Annotated in this window: 23 protein-coding genes and 1 pseudogene; 14 read left to right on the top strand and 10 right to left on the bottom strand. The window is 66.3% G+C overall.

Features of this window, described 5'->3' with window-relative positions:
• Positions 1-43: 43 nt before the first annotated feature.
• The 6 genes and pseudogenes from ACGI6K_RS04785 to ACGI6K_RS04760 form a co-directional block, all read right to left on the bottom strand.
• Positions 44-484, bottom strand: coding sequence for a DUF7281 domain-containing protein (locus ACGI6K_RS04785; protein ID WP_376944050.1), 441 nt, complete (start codon positions 482-484; stop codon positions 44-46).
• Between the two features lie 53 nt (positions 485-537).
• On the bottom strand, positions 538-888 hold the full coding sequence (locus tag ACGI6K_RS04780) for a hypothetical protein (protein ID WP_376944052.1): 351 nt from the start codon (positions 886-888) through the stop codon (positions 538-540).
• Positions 876-2,096, bottom strand: a complete 1,221-nt coding sequence (locus tag ACGI6K_RS04775; protein ID WP_376944054.1) for a phosphoenolpyruvate carboxylase — start codon at positions 2,094-2,096, stop codon at positions 876-878. Before ACGI6K_RS04775 ends, ACGI6K_RS04780 begins: the two co-directional genes overlap by 13 nt.
• The gene (locus ACGI6K_RS04770; RefSeq protein ID WP_376944056.1) at positions 2,093-2,734 is read right to left on the bottom strand and encodes a hypothetical protein; all 642 of its coding nucleotides are present in this window, start codon (positions 2,732-2,734) and stop codon (positions 2,093-2,095) included. The genes ACGI6K_RS04775 and ACGI6K_RS04770 overlap by 4 nt, the downstream gene beginning before the upstream one ends.
• Positions 2,735-6,409, bottom strand: coding sequence for an ATP-binding protein (locus tag ACGI6K_RS04765; RefSeq protein WP_376944058.1), 3,675 nt, complete (start codon positions 6,407-6,409; stop codon positions 2,735-2,737).
• Positions 6,410-8,027: 1,618 nt separating this feature from the next.
• A pseudogene (locus ACGI6K_RS04760) lies at positions 8,028-8,290 on the bottom strand (helix-turn-helix domain-containing protein).
• A gap of 78 nt (positions 8,291-8,368) precedes the next feature.
• On the opposite strand from ACGI6K_RS04760, the gene ACGI6K_RS04755 reads away from it, so the two are divergent.
• The 7 genes from ACGI6K_RS04755 (at position 8,369) to ACGI6K_RS04725 (ending at position 14,550) form a co-directional block, all read left to right on the top strand.
• Positions 8,369-8,995 carry an IS607 family transposase gene (locus tag ACGI6K_RS04755; protein WP_377969155.1) on the top strand — a complete coding sequence of 209 codons (627 nt, stop codon included), beginning with the start codon at positions 8,369-8,371 and terminating at the stop codon, positions 8,993-8,995.
• Positions 8,992-10,203 (top strand): RNA-guided endonuclease InsQ/TnpB family protein, encoded by a 1,212-nt coding sequence (locus tag ACGI6K_RS04750; RefSeq protein ID WP_394543512.1) that lies wholly within the window; start codon positions 8,992-8,994, stop codon positions 10,201-10,203. The genes ACGI6K_RS04755 and ACGI6K_RS04750 overlap by 4 nt, the downstream gene beginning before the upstream one ends.
• Positions 10,204-10,277: 74 nt before the next feature.
• On the top strand, positions 10,278-10,487 hold the full coding sequence (locus ACGI6K_RS04745; protein WP_376949731.1) for an integrase: 210 nt from the start codon (positions 10,278-10,280) through the stop codon (positions 10,485-10,487).
• A gap of 781 nt (positions 10,488-11,268) precedes the next feature.
• On the top strand, positions 11,269-11,640 hold the full coding sequence (locus ACGI6K_RS04740) for an ArsC family reductase (protein WP_376947519.1): 372 nt from the start codon (positions 11,269-11,271) through the stop codon (positions 11,638-11,640).
• Between the two features lie 39 nt (positions 11,641-11,679).
• Positions 11,680-12,714 (top strand): 2,3,4,5-tetrahydropyridine-2,6-dicarboxylate N-succinyltransferase, encoded by a 1,035-nt coding sequence (gene dapD / locus ACGI6K_RS04735; protein ID WP_376947521.1) that lies wholly within the window; start codon positions 11,680-11,682, stop codon positions 12,712-12,714.
• Positions 12,715-12,943: 229 nt separating this feature from the next.
• Positions 12,944-14,149: an aminotransferase class V-fold PLP-dependent enzyme gene (locus tag ACGI6K_RS04730; RefSeq protein WP_376947523.1), complete on the top strand. Its 1,206-nt coding sequence runs from the start codon at positions 12,944-12,946 to the stop codon at positions 14,147-14,149.
• Positions 14,146-14,550 carry a SufE family protein gene (locus ACGI6K_RS04725; RefSeq protein WP_376947525.1) on the top strand — a complete coding sequence of 135 codons (405 nt, stop codon included), beginning with the start codon at positions 14,146-14,148 and terminating at the stop codon, positions 14,548-14,550. Before ACGI6K_RS04730 ends, ACGI6K_RS04725 begins: the two co-directional genes overlap by 4 nt.
• Here the strand turns inward: ACGI6K_RS04725 and ACGI6K_RS04720 are convergent.
• The 3 genes from ACGI6K_RS04720 to ACGI6K_RS04710 all read right to left on the bottom strand — a co-directional run bounded on the left by ACGI6K_RS04720 (position 14,547) and on the right by ACGI6K_RS04710 (position 15,748).
• Positions 14,547-14,726, bottom strand: a complete 180-nt coding sequence (locus ACGI6K_RS04720; protein WP_376947527.1) for a hypothetical protein — start codon at positions 14,724-14,726, stop codon at positions 14,547-14,549. The genes ACGI6K_RS04725 and ACGI6K_RS04720 overlap by 4 nt on opposite strands.
• Positions 14,727-14,965: 239 nt before the next feature.
• The gene (locus ACGI6K_RS04715; protein WP_376947529.1) at positions 14,966-15,208 is read right to left on the bottom strand and encodes a hypothetical protein; all 243 of its coding nucleotides are present in this window, start codon (positions 15,206-15,208) and stop codon (positions 14,966-14,968) included.
• A gap of 153 nt (positions 15,209-15,361) precedes the next feature.
• Positions 15,362-15,748 (bottom strand): alpha/beta hydrolase family protein, encoded by a 387-nt coding sequence (locus tag ACGI6K_RS04710; protein WP_376947531.1) that lies wholly within the window; start codon positions 15,746-15,748, stop codon positions 15,362-15,364.
• A 307-nt stretch (positions 15,749-16,055) separates the two neighbouring features.
• On the opposite strand from ACGI6K_RS04710, the gene ACGI6K_RS04705 reads away from it, so the two are divergent.
• The 7 genes from ACGI6K_RS04705 to kdpE all read left to right on the top strand — a co-directional run bounded on the left by ACGI6K_RS04705 (position 16,056) and on the right by kdpE (position 25,302).
• A complete protein-coding gene (locus ACGI6K_RS04705) occupies positions 16,056-16,148 on the top strand; it encodes a potassium-transporting ATPase subunit F (protein WP_376947533.1) in 93 nt (30 codons plus the stop codon).
• Positions 16,145-17,860, top strand: coding sequence for a potassium-transporting ATPase subunit KdpA (kdpA, locus tag ACGI6K_RS04700; RefSeq protein ID WP_376947535.1), 1,716 nt, complete (start codon positions 16,145-16,147; stop codon positions 17,858-17,860). Before ACGI6K_RS04705 ends, kdpA begins: the two co-directional genes overlap by 4 nt.
• 9 nt (positions 17,861-17,869) lie before the next feature.
• Positions 17,870-19,960: a potassium-transporting ATPase subunit KdpB gene (gene kdpB / locus ACGI6K_RS04695; RefSeq protein ID WP_376947537.1), complete on the top strand. Its 2,091-nt coding sequence runs from the start codon at positions 17,870-17,872 to the stop codon at positions 19,958-19,960.
• 15 nt (positions 19,961-19,975) lie between these two features.
• Entirely contained in the window at positions 19,976-20,551 is a 576-nt protein-coding gene (kdpC, locus tag ACGI6K_RS04690) for a potassium-transporting ATPase subunit KdpC (protein ID WP_376947539.1), read from the top strand.
• Positions 20,552-20,860: 309 nt separating this feature from the next.
• Entirely contained in the window at positions 20,861-21,643 is a 783-nt protein-coding gene (locus ACGI6K_RS04685; RefSeq protein ID WP_376947541.1) for a transporter, read from the top strand.
• A 237-nt stretch (positions 21,644-21,880) separates the two neighbouring features.
• Positions 21,881-24,601 (top strand): two-component system sensor histidine kinase KdpD, encoded by a 2,721-nt coding sequence (kdpD, locus tag ACGI6K_RS04680; RefSeq protein ID WP_376947543.1) that lies wholly within the window; start codon positions 21,881-21,883, stop codon positions 24,599-24,601.
• Between the two features lie 5 nt (positions 24,602-24,606).
• The gene (kdpE, locus tag ACGI6K_RS04675) at positions 24,607-25,302 is read left to right on the top strand and encodes a two-component system response regulator KdpE (RefSeq protein ID WP_376947545.1); all 696 of its coding nucleotides are present in this window, start codon (positions 24,607-24,609) and stop codon (positions 25,300-25,302) included.
• Positions 25,303-25,306: 4 nt separating this feature from the next.
• Here kdpE and tcdA read toward each other — a convergent pair whose 3' ends face one another.
• Positions 25,307-26,119 (bottom strand): tRNA cyclic N6-threonylcarbamoyladenosine(37) synthase TcdA, encoded by an 813-nt coding sequence (tcdA, locus tag ACGI6K_RS04670; RefSeq protein WP_376947547.1) that lies wholly within the window; start codon positions 26,117-26,119, stop codon positions 25,307-25,309.
• Between the last annotated feature and the right edge of the window lie 136 nt (positions 26,120-26,255).

The raw sequence follows: 26,255 nt of genomic DNA, 5'->3' as shown, positions 1-26,255 counted from the left end.
TCCCAGTCTACCCCTCAAGCAAAGCGGCGAGAATTCACCATGGTCAAGTTCCGTCGCTCCGGCGACGTGTTATCTGTCGCAGCGCGACGCCGAGCGCCAACATGTGCTGCCGCTTGATGCCGACCCCGTGCTCTTTCATCTCTTCCCACACACCCTGCCAGCCGCCCAGTTCGATGCGTTCCAGATGGGCGGTCTGCCGGAACTGGTCGGCATAGTCCTCGCGATTGCCCTTATCGAGCAGGCACGATGCTGGTTCCGGCAGCAGCAGGAAATCGGCGCGCGGCAGGCCGGCCGCGATGCACAGGCCGGCCAGGTCGTAGTCGGCGAACACGCCGACGCGCACCGCCGCCGGCAGCGCGCCGAGCAAACGCCGGGCGCCACGCGCCAGATTGCCGTGACCGCGATAGAGGATCAGGCCGTCGGCCAGCCCGGCCGGGGTCCGGTAGCCCTCCCAGTCATCGAAGCTATCGAGATTTTCGATCACCAGTACTTAGACAACGGCGGAAAGGTCCAGGCTCTCCAACGGCACGCGTAGGCTCAGGCCGACAGGGTCGGCAACGGCGTGGGCAGACGCCCCTTGAGCAGCACGAAGCCGTCGTCGGGGCGCTGGCGGGCGGTCTTCTCGTCGATGAAACCCTGTGCAGCCGCCTGCGGGCGATTACCGCGTGGAGCGCTGGCCAACAGGTTTGCGGCACCGCTCGCGCACTCGGCCGCCCGGCGCAGGACACGCAGCATGGCATCGTCGAAGTAAAGGCTGTTTCCCCGTGGCTCGCCAACCTCCTGCTCTTCCCGGATGAACTGCCAGGTCGCATCGAGCGGTACCCTGTGGCGCCGATTGCGCAACAGGCTGTGGATGGCCTGCAAGTGATGCGCGCTCAGGCCAGCCACAGCCTGACGTCCCGCACGATGAAATTGCCCGAGTAGACCGGATGCGGCTCGCCGATGGGGTCCAGCTCGAAGTGGCGCTTCTGCTCCTCCGGCAGCCCCTCGTAGCCGCCGATCACCTGGTACAGCCAGCTTTCCGCATCCCAGGGCAGTTCGTGCCGCGCCCGGTACTCCAGGGCCGAAAGCCGCTCGCCACTGTCGATGATCCGGCAGAAGTAGGCCTCGACGGCCGCGCGGATCGGGTTGGCGACGACCTCGAAGTCCTCGGGCGCGCCGAGCACGAATTCGCCGGCCTCGCCCGGCGCCTGGCCCAGGCGCTCGGCCGGCTGCAGACTGCGCGCGTGGGCCACCAGGGCGAGCAAAACCTCTTCCTGCAGCGGGTTGTGGACGTCCGCCGCGGCCGGGGCGAGGATCGCCGGGGCCTGGTTGAACAGCAGCGGGACCTGCGGCTGGGCGGCGTGGTTGGCCACCCGGTAGTCCGGCTGCTGCTCCATGTGCAGCAGCCAGCCCTTGAGCAGACGGGTGCGGCCGCGGATCTGGCGGAAGCGGCCGAGTAGTTCGAGCAGGCGGCCCTGGACCACGCTCAGCTCCTGGGAGCAAGCGCTGACCGTGCGCTGCAGACTGGTGACCAGCAGGCGGCGCAGCTCGCGCAGGTCTCCGGCGGTCTCGGCCAGTTCCTCGAAGCTGATCAGCTCCAGCCCGGCAAGCAGTTCGCTCACCTGGGACTGGGCCAGCTCGTTCTCGCGGATCTTGGCGTTGAGGGTGCCGACGTAGCCGAACTCGTTATTGATCCGGCTCCACAGCACGCGGATGCCGTGGCCCAAGGTCTCGCCGAAGGCGTAGACGTGCTCGCGCAGTTCGCCCAGGTAGGCGTCGGCGGCCGCGTAGTCGCCCTGGTGGCGCGCCTCCTTGTAATGGGCGGCGAGGGTCTTGAAGGTGGCCAGGGCGGCGCCGGCGTTGGCATCGATCTGCCGGTTGCGGTCGTCGCGCAGGGCCTCCTCCAGCAGCGCGCGCACCGCCCGGCGCAGGTGCAGGTCGGCGCCGGGCTCGGGACGGTAGAGGATGCCGTCCCTGATCAGCCGCTCCTCGACCGCCGGCTCTAGCGCCTGATCCGCCACCGAGCCGGCCAGGTAGGCGTCCATGATCGGCTCGGCATGCCGGCCCAGCAGGCGCAAAAAGCGCACCCCAGCCTGATGCAGGCTGCCGCTCATAGCAGCGAGCCCTGGCTGGCGCCTTCCGCGCGGCCTTCGAGGTCGAGGCCCTCGCTTTCGTCGACGAAACGGATCACCTCGTACAGGTAGTCGAGCTTGCCGGTACCCAGGTAGATCTGCTTATCCGGATTGGGCCGCACCAGGTAGCCCAGTTCGCACAGGCGCTTGAACACCTGCTTGATTTGTCCGTCGACGCCGGCGCTGGTCGAGCCGAACAGCCGATAGTGGCTGATCCGCGCCAGTTGCTCGCGGAACGCCGGAGTGTCCTCGACGATGCTCTGCAGCTCGTTGAGACGCAGCGCGCTACCCTCGGTGAGCGGCGCATCCTGGGCGCCGGCCTCCTGGACCAGCACCAGCCACTCCACCAGCGGGGAGAGGGCGGCGCAGACGTCGCGGAACTGCTGGCCGATCACTCGCCGCTCGTCCTCGCCGAGTTGCCGGTAGGCGCAGAAGAACACGTCGCCCTCGCCGGCGCCGCCGACGGTGGCGACCATGCGGTTGAGGGTGGCCAAATAGTCGTCGATTTGCTCGCGGTTGGCCGGCGTCTTCAGGAAACGCCAAGCGTCCTCGTCGCTGGTGCGGCAGATGAATTCGCCCCCGAGCAGGCGCTCGATCACTTGTCCCCTAGTCGAGAGCATTCAGGCCACCTCTCCGCTTTTCAGGTTCTTCAGACGCTCGGCGATGACATCCAGGCGTGGCTTGACCACTTGCAACTGGCGGGTCTGCTTGTTGACGATGTAGCGGTTGGCGAACAACGACAGCACCTCGGAATCCGGGTTGGGGAAGGCGCCGAGAATGCGGATGTTGTTGTTGCTGCAGGCGTCGAAGATCTTCTTCACGTTGTTGTGGTGCAGGGTGCCCAGCTCGTCGATGGGCCAGTGGACGACGGCCGGCGCCGCGCCGCGCAACAGGCGAGTGAAGGCCAGTAGGAACTTGCAGAGGATCAGGTAAGCCATGCCGTGGCTGGATGACTCGTTGAGCTGGCGGTCGGTGCGGATCACCAGGTCGCTGTTGCCCTCGCGCAGGCGCAGCTCGATCTCCAGAAGCCCGGCGATGCCGCCACCGAGCGCCGAACGGCCGACGATGTCCAGCGTCCGGCGCATGCTGCCGGTGTAGTCCTCGCCGGGCAGTTCGCCGTAGCCGTCCTCGCGCCAGGCACGGAAGGCTTTGATAAAAGCCTTGAGTTCCGGCCAGAACTCTAGCTCGCCGATCCGCGAACGGATGCGCACCGCCGACTCGGAGACGCCGTCGAGGAACAGTTCCTCGCCGACCTCGCGGGTGATCCGCGCGCTCTGCGTGTCGATCTTGCGGTCGATGTCGGCGAGCACTTCGTAGTAATGGTTGAGCTCGATGCCGAAGTTCTTGCCCAGATCGCGCAGCGCGGCGATCTTCTGCGGCACCAGGACGTTAAGCAGTTCCGCCAGGTGCGGCACCAGGCGGCGGTAATCGAGGCTCGGGATGCCGCGCTCGCCGACCTGGGTGCATTCGGCGCGGCTGCGCTCCCAGGTTTCCGCCAGGCCGGAACCGGACCGCCCGGCGATCAGGCCGTCGAAACGCTCGACGTGGACCTTGATGGCGGCGAGTTGCCGCTCGCGGGCCTGCAGCAGTTCCTCGCCGAGGCGTAGGCGCTCGTCCAGCTCGCCCTCGGCGGGGCTGGCCTCGCGCGGCAGCTTCAGCTCGCCGAGGCGGCGCAGCAGCGTCCTGACACGGCTCAGCGCCTCGTCGAGCTGACCCCTGAGCTGTACGGCGCGCTGGCGGCCTTCTTCTAAGCGGCTGCGCTCGGCCTTGTAGGCGGCGCTGGCACCGCCCAGCCGCTGCTCCAGGTCCGCGGCCAGATCGCGGCTTTCGCCCAACTGGCCCTGCAGCTTGGGTTTGCGCGCCAGCCAACTGTGCCGGTACCAGTCGTCATAGCGCAGCACCTCGTCGCGGCGCTGTTCGGTACGAGCGATCCGCTCGCCGAGCGCCTTCATCTGGCGCTTGAGTTCGACGATGGCGTTCTCGTCGACACCACGCGACTTCAACTCGTCCCTATACCAGCGCTCGCACGCCTCCAGCTCGGCCTGGGCGCCGGCGCGGCGCGCCTCGGCGGTGGCCTTGAGCTGGCGGATCTGGCTGTCCAGGCTGCTGAGCACCTGCTGCCAATGCGCCGAGGTTTCCAGGCGCTCCTCACCGTAGCGGCTCTTCAATTCGGCCAGCCAGGCATCGCGCTCGGCGACCAGCAGTTCGAGCGCGCCATCCAACTCGACCAGTTGCCTGCGCGCCTGGCTGCGCCGCTCGGCCACCGCGGCGTCCAGCCGATCCTTCTGGGCGCGGCGCTCCTCCTTGAGGCGCTGGCGGTCGTCGCGGCGGTTCTGCGCCTCGCTGCGCGCCACCACCAGTTGCCGCTGCGACTCCTCCAAGGCGGCGTTGGCCTCGACCAGTCGGGCCTCGGTTTCCTTCTGCTGGTTCTCGGCATCCTGCAGGGCATCCTGGGCGAGTTGCAGGCGCTGGCGCAGCTCGGCCTCGCTAGCAGCGTAACCGGGGACTTCGAGGGCGGCCAGGTCCAGGTGCACGCCAAACAGACCGCCTTCGCCGTCATCGCTCAGCGCCGGCTTGAGGTCGGCGCGCTTGAGCAGTTCCGGATGGATGACCTTGCCGATCCGACTCTCCCAGCCCGGCTGCTCGCGGCGCAAAAATTCCAGCAGGGTGTGCTGGCCGGGATAGAGCATCAGTTCGATCTCGTCGAGCTGCTCCTGGCGCTCGACCAGCCGCCGTGCGCCCAGCGTGAAGGCGCCATGGGCCTCTTCGCGGCGGGCACGCAGGCCGCGCTCCTGGGTTTCCAGATGGCGCACCTGGGCCTCGGCGGCCTCGACCCTCTCGTCGGCCTCCTCGAGACGACGGTCGAGGATCGCCAGGGCGAGGCTCTCCTCCTCGCCGTAGCCGAGGTTGCGGCTCCGCTGGTCGAGGCGATCGCGTTCGAGCCTGCGCTCGTACTCGCGGCGGTTGAAGTCTTCCAAGCCTTCCTGGCGGCGGGCGGCGAAGGCGCTCTCGAGGGCGTGCAGCGCCTCGTCCTGCCGGGCCTTGCGCTCGTCGCGCTCCCCGCGCAGGGCCTCTTCCTGGCCGCGCAACTGTTCCAGCGCCAACTCGCGCTGGTCTTTGATCGCCTGCTGGCGCTCTAGCCAGGCGCGCTCGACGTCCTGGTGGCGCTCGGTGAGCAGGCGGTGGCGGGCGTCGAGGTTGGCCATCTCGTCGCGCCAGGCGCCGACCTGTTCGAGATCGGCCTTGGCCTGCTCGATGTCGGCGTCCAGATAGCCCTGGTACTGCCGCTCGATCTGCTCCAATTCATCGTCGATGCGGCCGATGTCGCCGCGGGCGGCGGACAGTTCCTGGTTGAGCGCGTCGCGCCGCTCCTTCCAGCTCTCTTCCAGTTGGCGGAGCTGAAAGCCGCTCCGTTCGATCGACGCCTCGGTCTCTTCCTGAGACTGGAACAGGCGTGGCTCGTCGACCTTGTAGCCGAGCAGCAGGCCGGCCAGGCGAAGCTCGCCGCCCAGCAGGTCCTGGTATTCGCGCTCCAGGCGCTCGAACTCCGGGCGGATGGCGTTGAAGCCCTCGATCAGGCGGCTGTCGCGAATCCAGTCCTCGACCCGCTGCAGGTTAAGGTGGGTGGCCGGCGGGCTGACGCCGTCCTCCTCGAGGATCGCGGCGACCATCGACTTGATGGTCTCCATCTTGCCTTCCCGCGAGTGCACGGCGCGCGCCAGCTTCTCGATATGGCGCAGCGAGTGTTCCGGATCGCAGAGCGAGAACTGCCGGGCCCAGCCACGCAGTTCGGCGCGCTGACCGTCGGCGGCGAGCAGGCTGCGGTCGTTCTGGATAATGGCGCGGAATTGGGTGGTGTTGATCAGCCGGGTGGTGTTGACGCCGCCCTGCCGGAAGCGCCGCCCCAGCTCCTCCATGCTCAGGCAGACGATGGCGTCGCCCTGGCGGCTCTTCACGTAGTCGTCCAGTTCGAAGCCCTTCTGCACCAGGCGGTAGGTCACCCCCCGGCCGTCGCTGGCGGCGGCCAGCACCGCCTGGCAGAGCTGGCCGTCCATGCGCTGGTATTCGTAGACGATGAAACTCTGCTCGGTGGGCAGGTACCAGCGCTCGAAGCTGTCGCGGGTGGCCGGCACCACGCGGCTCGGGTATTCGCCGTAGAACACCGGCACCAGCCGCTGCAGGGTGGTCTTGCCGGAGGCATTGGTACCGCAGATGTTGGTGTGGTCGTCGACGACCAGTTCCACCACGCCTCGGAGGTGGGTGTTGATCAGGATGATGCGATTCAGGCCGGGCATGCGGGTCCTTCGGAAAAACACGGTGATGGCGGCAGCCGAAAAGGCTGGCAGTTTAGCGCCTGAGGGCGACTTGCGCAGAGACCGCCGGATTGTCCGGTAAATTCCTTCCGAACTGCGGCCGGTACGGAACCGACATCGCATAATTTCCGTCCTCCTTCCCGACCACAGGATACCCAGATGACAGACGGAACCCCGGCCCTCTACGGCATCAAGGCCTCGGATGCTCCGATGATCAGCAGAAAATCCTTTCAAATCAGTCAAATAAGCAATAAAACAGCGCAAAAGTAACCGCTGTTTTTAATGCGTTAGGCTTAAATAAAATCAATCACTTGCTAGGGCAGGGCCTGTTGACGTTTGGGCATGAGCCGCGTTGCCGCGTCAAATGCCGCCAGTTAAGGCGCGGGTCGCCGGTAATGGTCATTCCCTTGCCAAGACCCGCAACGCCGCATGGCGGCATTTGACGCGCAGCCTGGGCGGCCCCACCCGTAGGGACGAGGCCTATGCCCAAACGTCAACAGGCCCTAATGCTTTTTGGGGCAGAACAACCACCCTTCTTGCCCGCCCCCCTACTTCGTCATCGCGCTCACCCGCAGCCACCACTCAAGCGTTCGCAGCACTCCGAGGCTGACAGCCACACACAGACACACTTTGCAATATCTATTTGATATTATCCGGCAGACCGTCGGCAGATCGGCATGCCGGGAGCGTTAGCTGACCATGCGAAGAAGTTGGTTATCCGGGCCTGACGGCCTCGGTAAAGCGCGCATTCGGTTCGAGTAATCTGCAAGCCAGGGTCTATTCCCCCCCCCCTAAACTGGTAGGCATGCCAGTGGCGACAGAGTGCCCGCCCGGCCGGCGTAACCGGCCATCCATTGCTACTTTCAGTGGCTCATCCTGCTCGGTGCCTTCCGTCGCGTCGTATCGCGCACCGTGCGCGACATTGGCTCAGGTCAAGAATTCCGACGCTTCCCTCCCCTAGGGTTCCGGCTAGAGCGGCCGTCCTGAGTGTCTAGACCCTTGCTGGTCCGCAGTAGCGCAACGAGAAGTATCAGTCGCCCCTCTTGCTCGTAATGCCCCCCACCACACCAACTTGGAGGCATACTCGATGAATGGAGTCCTGATACTCGCGATTGTCGTTCTGGTCTATCAGCTCCTGTCCGCCCTGGTAATGTTCCTGCTCATAAAGTTGATATCCCATACCTTGCAGAATCGGGCCAGCCTCGACGAACCCGAAGACGGCTCGAACGACCGTCCACCCGCCTTTCCACAAGCCGAGCGAGACCGGGAAATCCTTTCCACTCCCCTTCCCGACGCGAAACAAGACAAGGCTCCCCGTCGCCCCCACCCTACTGACCGACTCCTCGACTCCTTTTGTTCCCCTGGCGACTCATCCTCCCGGTCGAGTATTGGACGTGATCACAGTCCCCCGCTGCCGCCGTTCCAGCGTTCGTAGCGTCCCAAGGCCAAGCATCCCGAACAGCAGTTCGAAGGAAGAGCACGTCGTCGAGCGACGGCAGCGGTGGCACGTCATGCACGCCGGCTACGGTCAGTGACATCGGTAGACAAGGCTGCGCCGTTGTCTATCCGGCTTGCGCGGTCAAAGGCATGATTGTGACCCTTAGCCCGCCAGCGCCCGAATGACGTGCTCCGGGTCATTGTGGACGGCGCGCAGCAAAGCCCTGGCCGGGCCGGTCGGTTCGCGGCGGCCTGTTCCCAGTTGCGCAGAGTGCCCACTTGCACATCAATCATCGCGGCAAACTTGGCCTGCGAAAGACCGGTGGCCTTGCGGATCTGCTTCACCTGCAAGGCATCCACGGTGAACTCACGGGACGGCTGGCGTTCGCCGCGAACGATTTCGTCCATTTGCACGACGCTTTCCATGAGGTCGTCGAAAACTTACTCATGAGGGCTTTAACAGTTTGATTTAAAAACCATTATAGCTGTGCAATACTACCCAATATGGATAGATTGGTGAGCATTGGTGAAGCCGCCAAGGCGCTGGGCGTGTCGATCACGACGCTGCGCCGCTGGGAGGCATCGGGCAAACTGGTTGCCGAGCACACGGCAGGCAGCCATCGCCGCTACGACCTCGCCAAACTGAAGCCTGAGCTGTTCCGTTCGGAGGCCGAGGCCTGCCGCAGGACGGTGGCCTACGCTCGCGTTTCCAGCCACGACCAGAAGGACGATCTGGAGCGCCAGAAGCAGGTGCTGGAGCTGTACTGCGCCCGCCAGGGCTGGACGTTCGAGGTGATCGCCGACCTGGGCTCCGGCATGAACTACCAGAAGAAAGGGCTCAAGCGCCTGCTGGAATCCATCATCGAGGGGCAGGTCGGGCGGCTGGTCATCACCCACAAAGACCGGCTGCTGCGCTTCGGTGCGGAGCTGGTGTTCGCTATGTGCGAAGCGAAGAGCGTCGAGGTGGTCATCCTGAACCAGGGTGAGGACACTACCTTCGAGGAGGATCTGGCCAAGGATGTGCTGGAGATCATCACCGTGTTCAGCGCCCGGCTGTACGGCTCCCGTAGCCGGAAGAACCAAAAGCTGCTCGACGGCGTGAAAAAGGCTGTGGAGGACTCGCAGTCGTGATCCTCGCCCACAAGATCGCACTCGCCCCCAACAACGCACAGGCGACCTACTTCGCCCGTGCCGCGGGCGTGGCGCGGTTTGCCTACAACTGGGCGCTGGCCGAGTGGGGCCGGCAGTACGAGGCACACAAGGCCGACCCGGCGCAACCCAGGCCGTCGCAGGCTGCTCTGCGCCGGCAGCTCAACGCCATCAAGCGCGAGCAGTTCCCCTGGATGCTCGAGGTCACCAAGAACGCCGCGCAGATGGCCATCATCCAGCTCGGGGATGCGTTCAAGAACTTCTTCGCCGGCCGGGCCAGGTACCCGAGGTTGCGCCGCAAGGGCGTGCATGACCGCTTCACCCTGACCAACGATCAGTTCGCCCTCGACGGCTGCCGCATCCGCATCCCCCATCTCGGCTGGGTGCGGATGCGAGAGGCGTTGCGCTTCTCCGGCAAGATCCTCTCGGCCACGATTTCCCGCATGGCCGACCGCTGGTTCGCCAGCATCAGCGTGGATACCCAAGACCTGACCCACCTGCTCAAAGCCGAAAACCAAGGCGCGGTTGGTGTGGGTCTGGGGGGGGCCGCCCTGGCCACGCTCTCGACGGGCGAGGTGATCGCCGGGCCGAAGGCGCATGCCGCCCTGCTCAAGCGCCTGCGCCGGCTGTCGCGCAGCCTGAGCCGCAAGCAGAAAGGCTCGGCCAACAGCAAGAAGGCCCGCGCCCGACTGGCAAGGCTGCACGCTCGGATCGCCAACATCCGCCAGGATGCTTTGCACCCGCTTACCACGGGCCTGACCCGCCGCTTCCCGGTGATCGGGATCGAGGACTTGAACGTGGCCGGGATGATGAAGAACCGCCGTCTGGCACGCTCCATCGCGGACAGGGGGTTCTTCGAGTTCCGCCGCCAGCTCGACTACAAGCGCGAGATGCGCGGCGGCGAGGTGGTGGTGGCGGATCGCTGGTTCGCCAGCAGCAAGACCTGCTCGTGCTGCGGGCAGGTGCGGGAGAGCCTGCCGTTGGCGGTGCGTACCTGGACGTGCCCAGACTGCCAGGCCCGGCACGACCGGGACGGCAACGCGGCAATCAATTTGAAGCATTACGCCGTGAGTTCCACGGTGTCGGCCTGTGGAGGGGAAGGCGCTGGCCCTGGCGGCAACGCCAGGGTGAAACCGGCCCCGTCGAAGCAGGAAGTTAGCAAAAAGCTACCTATGGGTAGCTTTAGATAGGTCTAACAGAACGGTTACCTCCACGTCTCGATGATGCGTTTGAGCGCTTTGCGCTCGTCGGCAGTCAGCCGATCATGCCCGATACATTGAGCAAAACATTCGCCGAAGCGCGAGATCGAGCCGTTGCGAAAGACGCAATTATTGTTGGAGAGAACCCACCGACCTTTCACGAACAGTGCTCCTTCGCCGCCCGACTGCACGCTGCCGAAGGCCGCGATCCTCAATTACTGCTCGGCCACAAGTCGGCCAAGATGACCGACATCTACCGCAGGGCAATCGCATAAAATGCCTGCTCGATACTGGACTGGAAAGGTTGTGTGAGCCTTGGCATGGCTGCTTGCCGAGGGGCCGGACAGTCCCTGTTTCGCCCCCCCGGCCGAGTCACTTTCTCTTTGCGCGCGCAAAGAGAAACTAACCAAAGAGAAAACGCGCCCGGTCATTCGGCCCCGGCTGCGCCGGGGTTCCCTCGCTTCGGCGCCGCTCCGAGGGTCGTCGCCCAAGGGGCATCCATGCCCCTCGTACGACTCTCGCCGCCTCCCCGCGGCTCGCCCCTCTACGCGACACCTGCGCTCGGCCTTCTGAACGGGAGTCGGGCTCCGGGTTGCCTGAAAGTGCTTTCGCTCTTGCGGCACGGCTTGTCAGGCCACGCCGGATGCCCCCTTCAGGAGGCCGAGCGGAATCGTCGTGGAAGGGGTCGAGCGGCAAGGATGCCGCGAGAGCCGCGATGGGCCATGGCATGGATGGCCCTTCGCGGCGAGCCCCTGGAACGGCGATGCAGGGAGGGAACCCGGAGCGAAGCGCAGGGCTGGATGAGGGGGTGGCCTTCTTTGGGGTTACTTTTTCTTGGCCAGACAAGAAAAAGTGACTCGGCCGGGGGGCCGAAACGGGGACTGTCCGGCTACTCGGTAAGCAGCCATGCCAAGGATCACACAATCTTTCCAGTCTGGTATCAGGCGAGCGCTTCATGCGATTGCCCTGATATCTACCGGGACAGCCGGGGCGCCGAGTGGATCGACGTGGCATAATGTAAGATTAGTTTCGGCGGTATTTTAGGGTATTTTGGGAATGACCAAAAAAACCATTAAAATCAATGATTTAACAATATACGGCATCAAGTCCTGCGACACCATGAAGAAGGCCCGCGCCTGGCTCGACGCGCAGGGCGTGGCTTACCGCTTCCACGACTACAAGAGCGCCGGCATCGACCGCGCGCACCTGGAGAAGTGGTGCGCCGAGCACGGCTGGCAGGTCGTGCTCAACCGCACAGGCACCACCTTCCGCAAACTGGATGACACACAGAAGGCCGATCTTGATCAGGCCAGGGCCATCGAGCTGATGCTCGCCCAGCCATCGATGATCAAGCGCCCGGTGCTCGACCTCGGCGAACGCAGCCTGGTCGGCTTCAAGCCGGAACTCTATTCCGCCGCGCTGGCCTGAGGCCGGCGCCTTCACGAATCAGCAACAAGGAACGCCCCCATGTCCACCACCCTGTTCAGCCTGGCCTTCGGCATCGGCACCCAGAACCGCCAAGGCGCCTGGCTGGAAGTCTTCTACGCCCTGCCGCTGCTGCACCCGGCCGCCGAACTGGTCGCGGCGGTCGCGCCGCTTATCGGCTACGACGGCGGCAACCAGGCGATCGCCATCGATACCGACCGGGCCGCCGAGTTGGCCGTGGCGCTGAAAGGCATCGACCCGACGCAGTCCGCCCTACTCACTCGCCTGGCCGAATCCCACAAGCCGCTGGTCGCCACCCTGCTGGCCGAGGACGCCGCTCTCACCTCCACCCCGGAGGCCTATCTCAAACTGCACCTGCTCTCCCATCGCCTGGTCAAGCCGCACGGACAGAACCTCGCCGGGATCTTCCCGCTGCTGCCCAACGTGGCCTGGACCAGCCAGGGCGCCGTCGATCTGGGCGAACTGCCGGCTCGCCAACTGGAGGCGCGCCTGAAGGGCGAGTTGCTGGAGGTCTTCTCGGTGGACAAGTTCCCGAAGATGACTGACTACGTGGTGCCATCCGGGGTACGCATCGCCGACAGCGCGCGCATCCGCCTGGGCGCCTACATCGGCGAAGGCACCACGGTGATGCACGAGGGCTTCGTCAACTTCAACGCTGGCACCGAAGGTCCGGGGATGATCGAGGGCCGCGTCTCGGCCGGCGTGTTCGTCGGCAAGGGCTCGGACCTCGGCGGCGGCTGCTCGACCATGGGCACCCTGTCCGGCGGCGGCAACATCGTCATCTCGGTCGGCGAGGGCTGCCTGATCGGCGCCAACGCCGGCATCGGCATCCCGCTGGGCGACCGCAACACCGTGGAATCCGGCCTGTACGTCACCGCCGGCACCAAGGTCAATCTGCTCGACGAGCAGGGCCGACTGGTCAAGGTGGTCAAGGCCCGCGAGCTGGCCGGCCAGCCGGACCTGCTGTTCCGCCGCAACTCGCAGAGCGGCGCGGTGGAGTGCAAGACCCATAAGTCGGCCATCGAGCTGAACGAGGCGCTGCACGCCCACAACTGATCCACCGCGCCGCCTTCTGCGGACGCGACCACAGGCGTAGGGTGGATGGCCGAAGCCATCCACCCTGGCGGGCGCCGGGCGGCGATTGGTGGAAAACGCTGCGCGGTTTTCCACCCTACGGATCGCGGACGAATCCGTTTCTTACAAAAACGGTGTTTACAACGAATCGCATGACGACGAACGTCGCCGCCCCGAAGGCCTCCCCATCATTCACGACGACGCACCGACCATGTCCCTTCCCTCCCCCTGGCGGGCCGACTTCCCGGCCTTCGCCGCCTTCGCTCGGGACGGCCAGACCTACTTGGACAGTGCCGCCACCGCGCAAAAGCCACAAGCGATGCTGGACGCCCTGCTCGGCCACTACGCCGGCGGCGCGGCCAACGTGCACCGCGCCCAGCATGGCCCCGGCGAACGCGCCACGCGGGCCTTCGAGGCGGCGCGGACGAAGGTCGCCGCCTGGCTGAACGCCGGAAGCGCCGAGCGGATCGTCTTCACCCGCGGCGCCACCGAGTCCCTTAACCTGCTCGCCTACGGACTCGAACACCTGTTCGCGCCGGGCGACGCGATCGCCGTCGGTGCCCTGGAGCACCATGCCAATCTGCTACCCTGGCAGCGCCTGGCGCAGCGCCGCGGCCTCGACCTGGTAGTGCTGCCGCTGGATGGTGCCGGCGACATCGATCTGGAGCAGGCCGAGCGGCTGATCGGCCCGCGCACCCGGCTGCTCGCGGTCAGCCAGTTTTCCAACGTGCTCGGCCGCTGGCAGCCGCTCGACGCACTGCTCGCCCTGGCCAGTTCCCAGGGCGCGCTGACAGTGGTCGACGGTGCCCAAGGCGCAGTCCACGGTCGCCATGACCTAGGGTCGCTGGCCTGCGACTTCTACGTGTTCTCCGCGCACAAGCTCTACGGCCCGGACGGCCTCGGCGTGCTCCACGGCCGTCCGCAAGCCCTGGAACGCCTGCAACACTGGCAGTTCGGCGGCGAGATGGTGCAGCAGGTCGACTACCACGAGGCACGCTTTCGTCCGGCGCCGCTCGGCTTCGAGGCCGGCACCCCGGCGATCGGTGCGGCCGTCGCCTTCGGCGCCACCCTAGACTACCTACAGAGCCTGGACGGCACGACGGTCGCCGCTCACGAGGCGGCCCTACACCGGCGCCTGCTCGCCGGACTGCGCGCCGTCGGCGGCCTGCGCCTGCTCGCCGAGCCGCACAGCGCATTGGCCAGTTTCGTGATCGAAGGGGTGCACAACGCCGATCTGGCCCATCTGCTCGCCGAACAGGGCATCGCCGTGCGCGCCGGCCAGCACTGCGCCATGCCGCTGCTGCGCCACCTCGGCCTGCCCGGCGCGCTGCGCGTGTCGCTCGGCCTGTACAGCGACGGGAACGATCTGGAGCGCTTCTTCGCCGCCCTCGAACATGCCCTGGAGCTGCTGCGATGAGCCTGCCCGCCGCCGCCGGCGAGGCCCTAGAGGCCTTCGCCCGATGCCCCGGCTGGGAACAGCGGGCACGCCTGCTGTTGCAGTGGGGCGAGCGTCTCGAAGCGCTGAGCGACGCGGAGCGCTGCCCGGCCAACCAAGTGCAGGGTTGCGAGAGCCAGGTCTGGCTGCTCGGCGAACAACGGGACGGCTACTGGCATTTCCGCGCCGGCAGCGATGCGCGGCTGCTGCGCGGTTTGCTGGCCGTGCTGCTGGCACGAGTCGATGGCCTCGATGCGCAGGCCTTGCGGGCCGTGGATCTGGACGACTGGTTCACCCGCCTCGGCCTGTCCCGCCAGCTCTCGCCGTCGCGCAGCAACGGCCTGAATGCCGTACTGCAGCGGATGCGCGAACTGGCCGATTAGGGCTTTTGCTCGAGCCGGCCGGTCGCCTCCAGCCACTGGACGGCGTCGCATTCCAGCCACAGGCGCGCCGGCGCGGCATCGCGCACTTGGGCGTCGAGGAAGGCCAGGCTGAGGCTCTGCAGGCTGGCCATCTGGCGCAGATCGATGCGCTCCGCCATACCCTGGCCATGGCCCATCCGGCTGCCGCCACCGGGGCCGCCGCCCTTGCCGCCCGGACCACCGGCGCGTCCGCCGCCGCTGGGACCGCCGCCAGCAGGACCGCCACGACCAACGCCCCCTCCGGCCGGCCGCCGGACGAAGGTCCGCCCTGACGCCCTCCGCCCGCTCCGACCATGTCCTCGAACGAACCGCTCAGCAGCCGATGACTGGCCTCGGCGGCGATCAGTTGATAGCTGCCGGAGGTCCTCACCTCCTCCTAGAGCCGCTGGCGGCGGCTCGGCGAGTCGACCCAGCCGAAAGGGTCCTCGTCGTGCGGCCCGGTGACCGCCAGCAGCGGCGTACCGATGCGGCCGAAGCGGTCGCCCCCGCTGTCCTCGGCGACATAGGGACTGAGCAGGATCGCCGCCTTCGGCTGCCAGCCGGCCGGTGCCGATGCTCCGACCACGCGCTCGCCGGCCAGGGCGGCGGCGGTCTGCGCGCCGAGATCGAAGCCGACCACCGCCAGCCGCTGCCAGTCGACCCTGGCCAGGTTCGGCTCGCCGGCTTACGCCCGTCTGCGCAGATCCGCCAGGACCTGATCGAGCACGGCGATGCGCGCCGCCAGGGCCTGGTCGGCGAAGCTTTTCTGCGCCAGGGAGCGGAATACCCCCACCTATGCCTCGGAGCTGGAGTAGATCGCCCGTCCGTACTGCCGGGGTTGCATTGAAAGCACCGCGTAGCCGGCCTCGGCCCAAGCCCGGCGCCATTGCACACCGTCCCGGCTGCTCTCGCCGAGCCCCGGCAGATAGAGGATCAGCGGCATCCCCTGGACCTGTTCCGGCGCCAGCCAACTGACCTCCACCACCTGCCCGGCCACCTGCCATTCGTCATCCCAGCCGCGCACCGGCGACCGCGCGGCCGGCCGGTAGGCGCCCTCCAGGCGACGTTCGAGGTTTTCGCCAGGCGGCGGACCGGGCGGTTCGGGGCGCCCGGCGCAAGCGGCCAGCACGGCGCTGATGAGCAATGGCAGGGAAAGATGCAAGAGCCTGGATTTCGACATTCGCACGGACTCCGGGGCGGTTCGCAACGGCGGTCGATTATGTCAGGCGGGTGGCAAGAGTTAGGTCAAGATGGGTAAGCGTGGGTAAAGAGTCCTGGCCAGCGGGGATGGCCGCGTTTACAGGATCTTTATCCGCCGCCCAGCCTTTTTTCGAACCTTTTGATACCGCCCTTCCTAGCATGCCCGGTACCGATTGAACGAATCCACAAGGAGGATTCATGGACTTCGTATACCTGGGTGCCATCGGCCTGCTCTTCGCGCTGATGGTGGGACTGGCGGTCGGCTGCGACCGCCTGGGAGGCCGCCGATGAGCTGGCCCTACGTGCTCGGCGGCATTGCCGCCGCCGGCCTGCTGACCTACCTGCTGGCCGTCCTTCTCGAGCCGGAGGACTTCTCATGAACCTCCACGCCTGGCTATTGCTCGGGGCCTTCCTGACCATCCTGCTGCTGACGACGAAACCCCTGGGCCTCTACATCGCGCACCTCATGGAGGGCCGGCTGCGCTGGGCGCGGCCGTTAGAGAACGGCCTCTATCGCCTGTGCGGCGTATGCCCCGACGAGGAAATGAACTGGCTGCGCTATGCCCTGGCGCTGCTCCTGTTCAACACCCTCGGCATCCTCGCCGTCTACGGGCTGCAGCGCCTGCAAGCCGTGCTCCCCCTGAATCCCCAGCAGATGCCCGCCGTTGCGGCGGATTCGGCGTTCAACACGGCGGTGAGCTTCGCTACCAATACCAACTGGCAGGGCTATGCCGGGGAATCCACCATGGGTTACCTGGTGCAGATGCTCGGCCTGACGGTGCAGAACTTCCTCTCGGCAGCGACTGGCATCGTGGTGGTGATCGCCCTCATCCGCGGCCTCGCCCGTCACAGCGCCTCGACGCTCGGCAATGCCTGGGTGGACCTGGCCCGTGCCACGCTCTACCTGCTCCTGCCCCTTTCCCTGGCGATGGCGCTGTTCCTGGTCGGCCAGGGCGTCATCCAGAACTTCGACGCCTATCGCGAGGTGGCCAGCCTCGACGCAGCGGGAGAGCCGCAGCTTCTGGCGATGGGGCCGGTGGCCTCCCAGGAGGCGATCAAGATGCTGGGCACCAACGGCGGCGGCTTCTTCAACGCCAACTCGGCCCACCCCTTCGAGAATCCCACGCCCCTGACCAACTTCGTGCAGATGCTGGCGATCTTCCTGATTCCCGCGGCGCTCTGCGTCACCTTCGGGCGCATGGTCGGCGATCCCCGTCAGGGCCGGACCATCCTGGCGGCGATGACCCTGATGTTCGTGGTCGCCGCCGGGGCGGCGGTGCATTTCGAACAACAAGGCAATCCGCGCCTGGCCGCCCTGGGTGTGGATCAGGAGGCAGGCCTCCGGCAAGCGGGCGGCAACATGGAGGGCAAGGAAACCCGCTTCGGCATCGCCGACTCGGCGCTCTTCGCGACCATCACCACCGCCGCGTCCTGCGGCGCGGTGAACGCCATGCACGACTCCTTCACGCCGCTGGGCGGCCTGGTGCCCCTGGTCAACATACAGCTCGGCGAGGTGGTGTTCGGCGGCGTCGGCAGCGGCCTCTACGGCATGCTGGTGTTCGCCATCCTGGCGGTGTTCATCGCCGGCCTGATGATCGGCCGTACTCCTGAGTACCTGGGCAAGAAGATCGAAATCCACGAGATGAAGATGAGCGCCATCGCCATCCTCGTCACCCCCCTGCTGGTGCTCCTCGGCACGGCCCTCGCGGTGAGCACCGAAGCCGGCCGGGCCGGTATCGCCAACCCCGGCACCCACGGCTTCTCGGAGATCCTCTACGCCCTCGCCTCGGCGGGCAACAACAACGGCAGCGCCTTCGCCGGCCTGTCCGCCAACACCCCGTTCTACAACCTGCTGCTGGCGGTGGCCATGTGGTTCGGGCGCTTCGGTGTGATCGTACCGGTACTGGCCATGGCCGGTTCCCTGGCCGCCAAGAAGCGGATCGCCGCGACCGCCGGAACCCTGCCCACCCATCCCCCCCTGTTCGTGGCCCTGCTGATCGGCACGGTGCTGCTGCTCGGCCTGCTCAACTACGTGCCGACCTTGGCCCTGGGCCCGGTCGTCGAACACCTGCTGCTGTGGATGGATGCCTGAGGAGAACCCATGGAAAACATCGTGACCAAGAAGACCTTCACCCTCTACGACCCGGGCCTGCTGCTGCCGGCCATGGGCGAAGCCCTGCGCAAGCTTCATCCGGCGGTGCAATGGCGCAACCCGGTGATGTTCGTGGTCTACGTCGGCAGCCTGTTCACCACCCTGCTCTGGCTGCAGGCCCTGGCCGGCGAAGGCGAGGCGCCGGCCGGCTTCATCCTCGCGGTGACCTTGTGGCTGTGGTTCACCGTGCTCTTCGCCAACTTCGCCGAGGCGCTCGCCGAGGGCCGCAGCAAGGCCCAGGCCGCCTCCTTGCGCGGGCTCAAGAAGGAAACCCGGGCCCGCAGGCTACGGGAACCGCGCTATGGCGCCGAATGGCAGTCGGTGCGCGGCAGCGAGCTGCGCAAGGGCGACGTGGTGCTGGTCGAGGCCGGCGATCCGGCCGCCGCGCTGATCCCCGCCGACGGCGAAGTGATCGAAGGCGTGGCCTCGGTGGACGAATCGGCGATCACCGGCGAATCGGCGCCGGTGATCCGCGAGTCGGGCGGCGACTTCTCGGCGGTCACCGGCGGTACGCGGGTGCTCTCCGACTGGCTCGTCGTGCGGGCCACCGTCAATCCGGGGGAAACCTTCGTCGATCGCATGATCGCCATGGTGGAGAGCGCCAAGCGCCGGAAGACCCCCAATGAGATCGCCCTGACCATTCTACTGGTGGCCCTGACCATCGTCTTCCTCGGCGTCACCGTCACCCTGCTGCCCTTTTCGCTGTTCGCCGTGGATGCCACGGGCGCCGGCAGTCCGGTGGGCATCACCGTTCTGGTGGCCCTGCTGGTATGCCTGATCCCCACCACCATCGCCGGCCTGCTCTCGGCCATCGGCGTGGCTGGCATGAGCCGCATGCTGCAGGCCAATGTGATCGCCACCTCCGGCCGCGCGGTGGAGGCCGCCGGCGACGTGGACGTGCTGCTGATGGACAAGACCGGCACCATCACCCTCGGCAATCGCCAGGCCTCGGCCTTCCTGCCGGCGGATGGGGTATTCGAGGCGGAGTTGGCCGACGCGGCGCAACTGGCCTCCCTCGCCGACGAGACGCCGGAGGGACGCAGCATCGTTGTATTCGCCAAGCACAAATACAACCTGCGGGAACGCAACATCCACGACCTGGACGCCCACTTCATCCACTTCTCCGCGCAGACCCGCATGAGCGGCGTGGATCTGCGCGGCCGGCAGATCCGCAAGGGCTCGGCCGAGGCGATCCGCGCGCACCTGGAAGGCCTCGGCGGCAGCCTGCCCCGCTCCGTGACCCTGCTGGTCAACGAGGTCTCCCGGCGCGGCAGCACGCCGCTGGTGGTCGCCGAGGACAAGCGGGTGCTGGGCGTGATCGAGTTGAAGGACACTGTCAAGGGCGGCATCAAGGAACGCTTCGCCGAACTGCGCCGGATGGGTATCAAGACGGTGATGGTGACCGGCGACAACCGGATCACCGCGGCCGCCATCGCCGCCGAGGCCGGGGTCGACGACTTCCTCGCCGAGGCCACCCCGGAGGCCAAGCTGGCGCTGATCCGCCAGTATCAGGCCGAAGGCCGCCTGGTGGCGATGACCGGCGACGGCACCAACGATGCTCCGGCGCTGGCCCAGGCCGACGTGGCGGTGGCGATGAACAGCGGCACCCAGGCCGCCAAGGAGGCCGGCAACATGGTGGACCTGGACTCCAACCCCACCAAGCTCATCGAGGTGGTCGAAACCGGTAAGCAGATGCTGATGACCCGCGGCTCGCTGACCACCTTCAGCATCGCCAACGACATCGCCAAGTACTTCGCGATCATTCCCGCGGCCTTCGTCGGCACCTACCCGCAACTGGCCGCGCTGAACGTGATGGAGCTGTCCAGCCCGACCTCGGCGATCCTCTCGGCGGTGATCTTCAACGCGCTGATCATCGTCTTTTTGATCCCCCTGGCCCTCAAGGGCGTGCCCTACCGCTCCCTCGGCGCGGCCAGCCTGCTGCGCCGCAACCTGGCCATCTACGGCCTCGGCGGCATCCTGGTGCCCTTCGCCGGCATCAAGCTGATCGACTTGTTCCTGACCGCCAGCGGCCTGGCCTGATCCGGAGATTCCCTCATGAAAACCCTCGTTCGCCCCGCCGTCAGCCTGTTCCTGATGCTGAGCGCCGTCACCGGCCTCGCCTATCCCCTGGCGGTCACCGGCATCGCCAGAACCGTCTTTCCCGAACAGGCCGCCGGCAGCCTGATCATCGAGGACGGCCGGGCGGTCGGTTCGGAACTGATCGGCCAGCACTTCGACTCGCCGCGCTACTTCTGGGGACGCCCCTCGGCGACCGCTTCCCGGCCGTACAACGCGGTCGCCTCGTCCGGCTCCAACCAGGGACCGCTCAACCCGGCCCTGGTCGAGGCGGTCGGAGCACGGATCGAGGCGCTGCGCGTCGCCGATCCGGGTAACACCCGGCCGGTGCCGGTGGATCTGGTCACCGCCTCGGCCAGCGGCCTCGATCCGCACATCAGTCCGGCCGCGGCGCTCTGGCAGGTGTCTCGGGTGGCCCGCGCCAGGAGCCTGCCCGAGGAGCAGGTCGGGTCCTTGGTGGAAAGCCATACCGAGGGTCGCCAATGGTGGCTGCTCGGCGAGCCGCGAGTGAACGTGCTGAAGCTCAACCGCGCGTTGGATGACCTGGGGAGGTGATGCCTCTCCTTTCGTAAGCCGCTGTCGTAACGGGACGGGGACCACGGGGTTCCGGCCCGGATAGCCAGCGAAAACCATTACGGATTGGAGACATGGAAAAGACCGGGCCTCATGCCGCTTTCCAGGGGCCCGAAGTCTTTATTTACCCGACATTTACCCGACGAGTTCGAAAACGGAAGTTCGATTTCTTCTCGAGCGTACCGAATGAATCGCCTCCAGTCGACCGATGCAAACGGACTCGAGCCCGCCCCCAGAGTGACTCTTCAAGCAAGCGCCGATTGACCACCGCTATTAACAGAGAGAGGTTTCATGTCGCGCCGAACAGACTTTATCGCAGCCATCGCCACGCTCGTATTGGCAACCGCCAGGGCAGAAGAGCCGCCCCTGTGCACCGATCGCCCGACCAAGGCCAATAGCGTGTGCACGGTACCCGAAGGACTCTGGCAGATTGAAAGCGATGCCTTCAGCTTCACCCACTACCGGGACGAAGGCGTCACGACCGACACTTGGCTCGTACCCAATCCAACCATTAAATACGGTTTGGACGACAGATCCGACATCGAACTCAACTGGGCGCCCTATGTATCGGTCAAAACCAGCGACGAACATCGATTGAACGGCATCGGCGATGCCTATCTGCGTTATAAGCGTCGCTTGACGGACCAGGGTGCCTCGTTCGGCGCCTCGATCGTCCCCTACCTCAAGCTTCCCACGGCGAAGCGAGGCATCGGCAATGAGCGGTTCGAGGGCGGCGTTGCCATGCCAATCAGTTTCGCGCTGTCGAACGGCCTCACGCTCACCCTAGGGCCGCAGATCGATGCGCTGCTCGATGCGGATCGAAACGGTTACCACATCAACCTCGTGAACCTCGTGAACCTGAGCGGAGCGGCGACTCCCGAGCTTACGCTCTATGGCGAATTATGGATGTCGAACAACTTCGAACCGGATGGAACCTACAGTCAATATTCGGCGGATTTCGCCGCGGCTTATGCACTCGGCAAAACATTGCAGCTCGATATCGGCGCAAACTTCGGATTGAACGAACATACGCCCGACATGCAAATCTATACGGGCTTTTCCACACGCTTCTAGCTGTTTCGAATGACTCTGCCCGATGTCATTCGCCATGTACTTTATCGATATATCACGGACACGAGTGCCAAGCATGCATTGATCGGACGACAAAACCACATATATCGAAGAATCCCGAAAACTTCGCCATGACTATCGGCCATTCGGGTAATGTCATTAATTATTGCCAGCAATCGTAGCCCGGACCTGTTCCGACGCACTGGCAACGCCGCTCCCTTCGAAGAAGGAAAATCAACCATGCTAGCACCCACCGATCCAGCCCTGCGCCGCCCCGATCCGGACGAGTTGCTGGCCAGGGTCCAGCAGGCGGAAGCACGGGCCGGGCAGGGACGCCTGAAGATCTTCTTCGGCGCTTCGGCCGGCGTGGGCAAGACCTTCGCCATGCTGGTCGCGGCCCGCCAGCAGCTCGCTCAGGGTGCGGACCTGACCATTGGCGTGGTGGAAACCCACGGACGCCAGGAGACGGAAGCGCTGGTCGAGGGGATCGAGCGCATCGAGTTGCGGGAAATCCCCTACCGCGAGCGGATACTGCGGGAGTTTGACCTCGACCGGGCGCTGACCCGGCATCCGGCGCTCATCCTGGTCGACGAACTGGCCCACTCCAACGTCGCCGGCTCCCGCCATCCCAAGCGCTGGCAGGACGTGGAGGAACTGCTCGCGGCCGGTATCGACGTCTACACCACGATAAATGTGCAGCATCTGGAGAGCCTCAACGACGTGGTCAGCGGGATCACCGGCATCCGCGTCTGGGAAACCGTGCCGGATCGGGTGTTCGACGAGGCGGACGAGGTGGTGCTGGTGGACCTGCCGCCGGACGAGCTCCTGCAGCGCCTGCGGGAAGGCAAGGTGTACCTGCCCAACCAGGCCGAACGAGCGATCCGCAACTTCTTCCGCAAGGGCAACCTGCTGGCCCTGCGCGAACTGGCCCTGCGCCGCACCGCCGACCGGGTGGACGAGGACGTCCAGCAATACCGCCGCGACCAATTGGTCACCCCGGTCTGGCAGACCCATGACGCCCTGCTGGTGTGCATCGGCGCAGGTGCCGGGAGCGAGAAACTGGTACGAACCGCAGCGCGTATCGCCGGACGGCTGGAAACCTCCTGGCATGCGGTCCATGTGGAGACGCCCGACCTGCAGCGGCTGTCCCCGGCCGACCGTGAGCGCCCCCTGCGGACCCTACGGCTGGCCCAGGAGCTTGGCGCCCAGACCGCCACCCTGTTCGGAACCCGCGTGGAGGACGAAACCGTCCGCTACGCCCGGAGCCACAACCTGTCTCGGATCATGGTGGGGTGCGACGATCCGCCGTCCTGGCGCTTCTGGCAACGTTCCGTCGCCGATCGGATCGGCCGGCTCGCGGCGGATCTGGACGTGATCCAGGTGGCCCGGGCCGAGCACGAAACGCCCCGGCAGGGCCGGCTCGCCGGAGCCCGCAGCGGCCCCACGAACTGGCCGGCCTACGCCTGGAGCAGCGTGGTGTGCGGGCTGGCCACACTGGTCGCGATGCCGCTGCATCCCCTCTTCGATCTAGCGAACATCGTGATGGTCTACCTGCTGGCGGTGGTGGCGGTCGCCGTCCGCTTCGGCCGCGGGCCGGCCGTGTTCGCTTCGTTCCTCGGCGTGGCGATCTTCGACTTCTTCTTCGTTCCGCCGCGCTTCACCCTGGCGTTCGGTGACGTTCAGTACCTAATGACCTTCGCGGTAATGCTGGTGGTGGGGCTGGTCATCGGCCAGCTCACGGCCGGCTTCAAATACCAGGCGCAGGTCGCCAGTCGGCGGGAGGCGCGGGTGAAAGCCCTCTACGAGATGTCGCGGGATCTTTCCGGGGCCCTGGTGCCGGAGCAGATCACCGAGATCGGCAGCCGCTTTCTCGCCACCGAGATGAACACGCGCGCGGCCTTCCTGCTGACCGATGCCGCAGACCGACTGCAGGTGCCGGCACAGGTCGCGGCCGGCTTTCCGGAAATCGCCCAGGGCATCGCCCAGTGGGCCTTCGATCATGGCGAGGCGGCCGGCCAGGGCACCAATACCCTGCCGGCCAGCCCGATCCTCTACCTGCCACTCAAGGCGCCGATGCGCTTTCGCGGCGTCCTGGCCCTCGAAACACGCGACCCGGCCCGGCTGCTGAATCCCGAGCAGCGGCGGCTCCTGGACACCTTCGCTTCCCTGATCGCCATCGCCCTGGAGCGGGTGCATTACGTCAGCGTGGCCCAGGAAACCATATTGCAGATGGAGTCGGAGCGCCTGCGCAACTCCCTGCTGTCGGCGATCTCCCACGATCTGCGCACCCCCTTAAGCGTACTCATCGGCCTGGTCGACTCCATGTTCCTCACCCGGCCGGCCCTCGATGCGGCCCAGGCCGGCATCGCCCACCAGTTGCGCGAACAGGCCCTGCGCATCAACGCTCAGGTGAGCAACCTGCTGGACATGGCGCGCCTGCAGGCCGGTCGCATCCATCTCGACCGGCAATGGCAACCCCTGGAGGAAGTGATCGGCAGCGCCATCAAGAGCCTCGGGCCGATGCTCGCCGCGCACCGGCTCAAGGTGGATCTGCCGGACGACCTGCCGCTGGTCGAAGTCGATTCGGTGCTGATGCAGCGGGTGTTCTGCAACCTCCTGGAGAATGCGGCGAAATACACTCCGCCCGGCAGCAGCATCCGGATCGGCGCCTTCACCTCGGACCGGCAGATGGAAGTCCATGTCGAGGACAATGGCCCGGGTTTGCCGAAAGGACGCGAAGAGGCGATATTCAAGAAGTTCGAGCGGGGACAGCAGGAAGGCAGCATGCCGGGCGTCGGCCTGGGCCTGGCCATCTGCCGGGCCATCGTCGAAGCGCACCGGGGGAGTATCCTGGCCCGCCCGCGCCCGGAGGGCGGTGCCTGCTTCGTGGTCAGTCTGCCCCTCGGCAACCCGCCGGTCGTCACCCTGGACGACGGACAATCCTCTCCAGTCGAGCAGTGAGCCGCATGTCTACGCCAACGCCGCGAGTGATCATCGTCGAGGACGAAGCCAACCTGCGCCGCTTCGTGCGCCTGGCCCTGGAGGCCGAGGATTGCGAGGTCCACGAAGCGGATTCGCTCAAGCGCGGCCTGATCGAGGCGGGCACCCGCAAGCCCGACCTGCTCATCCTGGACCTTGGCCTGCCGGACGGGGACGGCATCGAGCTGATCCGGGATCTGCGGACCTGGTCCGACATCCCGATCATCGTGCTGTCGGCCCGGACGGCCGAAGCGGAAAAGGTCGCCGCCCTGGACGCGGGGGCCGACGACTACCTGTCGAAACCCTTCGGCTCCGCCGAGCTGCTGGCCCGGGTCCGTGCCCATCTCAGGCGGCGCTACCGGAACACTACGGAAGGAGCGGAATCGGTCTGCTTCGGCCCGGTACGGATCGATTTCAGAAAGCGCCTGGTAGAAAAGAACGGCCAGCCCATCCATCTCACCCCGATCGAGTTCCGCCTGCTCGCCTACCTGGTCTCGAATCCGGACTGCGTGCTGACCCACCGGCAACTTCTCAAGGCGGTCTGGGGCCCCAGTCACGCGGAGGACAGCCATTACGTCCGCGTCTACATGGGCCATCTGCGCAAAAAGATCGAAAACGACCCAGCCAACCCCGACTTCATCCTGACCGAGCCGGGAGTGGGGTATCGCTTCCAGATGCAATAGGGGGTCAGGCGGAAGGAACGCGGCGCTCCGCCGGACGACGGGCGCCGGCCACCAGCTTGTCCACCGCCCTGGCCGCGGCGGCCATGCCGAAGCTAGCGGTGACCATGGTCACCGCGCCGAAGCCGCCGGCGCAGTCGAGTTTCACGCCTTCGCCGACGAAGCCCTTGCTCTGGCACACCGTGCCATCCGGCTTGGGGTAGCGCAACTGCTCGCTGGAGAACACACAGGGCACGCCATAGGTCCGCCCCGGCGTGCGCGAGAAACCGTAGTCGCGGCGCAGGGTCGAGCGCACCTTGGCGGCGAGCGGGTCGTTGAAGGTCTTGTTCAGGTCGCAGACCTGGACCCGCGTCGGATCGATCTGCCCGCCGGCGCCGCCGGTGGCGACGATGCCGATCTTGCGCCGCTTGCACCAGGCGATCAGCGCCGCCTTGGCCGCCACGCTGTCGATGCAGTCGATGACGAAATCCAAATCTTCGGTGATGTGCTGGGCCATGGTTTCGCGGGTGACGAAGTCGGTCACCGCATGCACCCGGCATTCGGGGCTGATAGCGCGCAGGCGTTCGGCCATCGCCTCCACCTTGAGCCGGCCCACCGCCCCATCCAGAGCATGGATCTGCCGGTTGGTGTTGGTGATGCAGATATCATCCAGGTCGAATAGGGAAATCTCGCCGACCCCGCTGCGCGCCAGCGCTTCCGCCGCCCAGGAGCCGACCCCGCCGATGCCGACCACCGCCACATGGGCCGCGGCCAGGCGGGCCAGGCCTTCGCTGCCGTAGAGGCGGGCGATGCCGCCGAAGCGCCGATCTTCAGTAATCATTGTTTCACCTCGCGAACCGGCGGCTATTATCGGCGCAGGCACGGCGGGATTGAAGCCTGCGCCGAACTTGCCCGGCCATCCGCTGCCAAAGGGTGGGGCGTGACAGGATAGGCGGGAGCTATACAGGTCAGGGATG

The organism is Azorhizophilus paspali (assembly GCF_043587585.2).
Taxonomy (GTDB): domain Bacteria; phylum Pseudomonadota; class Gammaproteobacteria; order Pseudomonadales; family Pseudomonadaceae; genus Azotobacter; species Azotobacter paspali.
The sequence above is the reverse complement of the archived record's forward strand: the minus strand, read 5'-3'. Positions and strand labels throughout refer to the sequence as shown.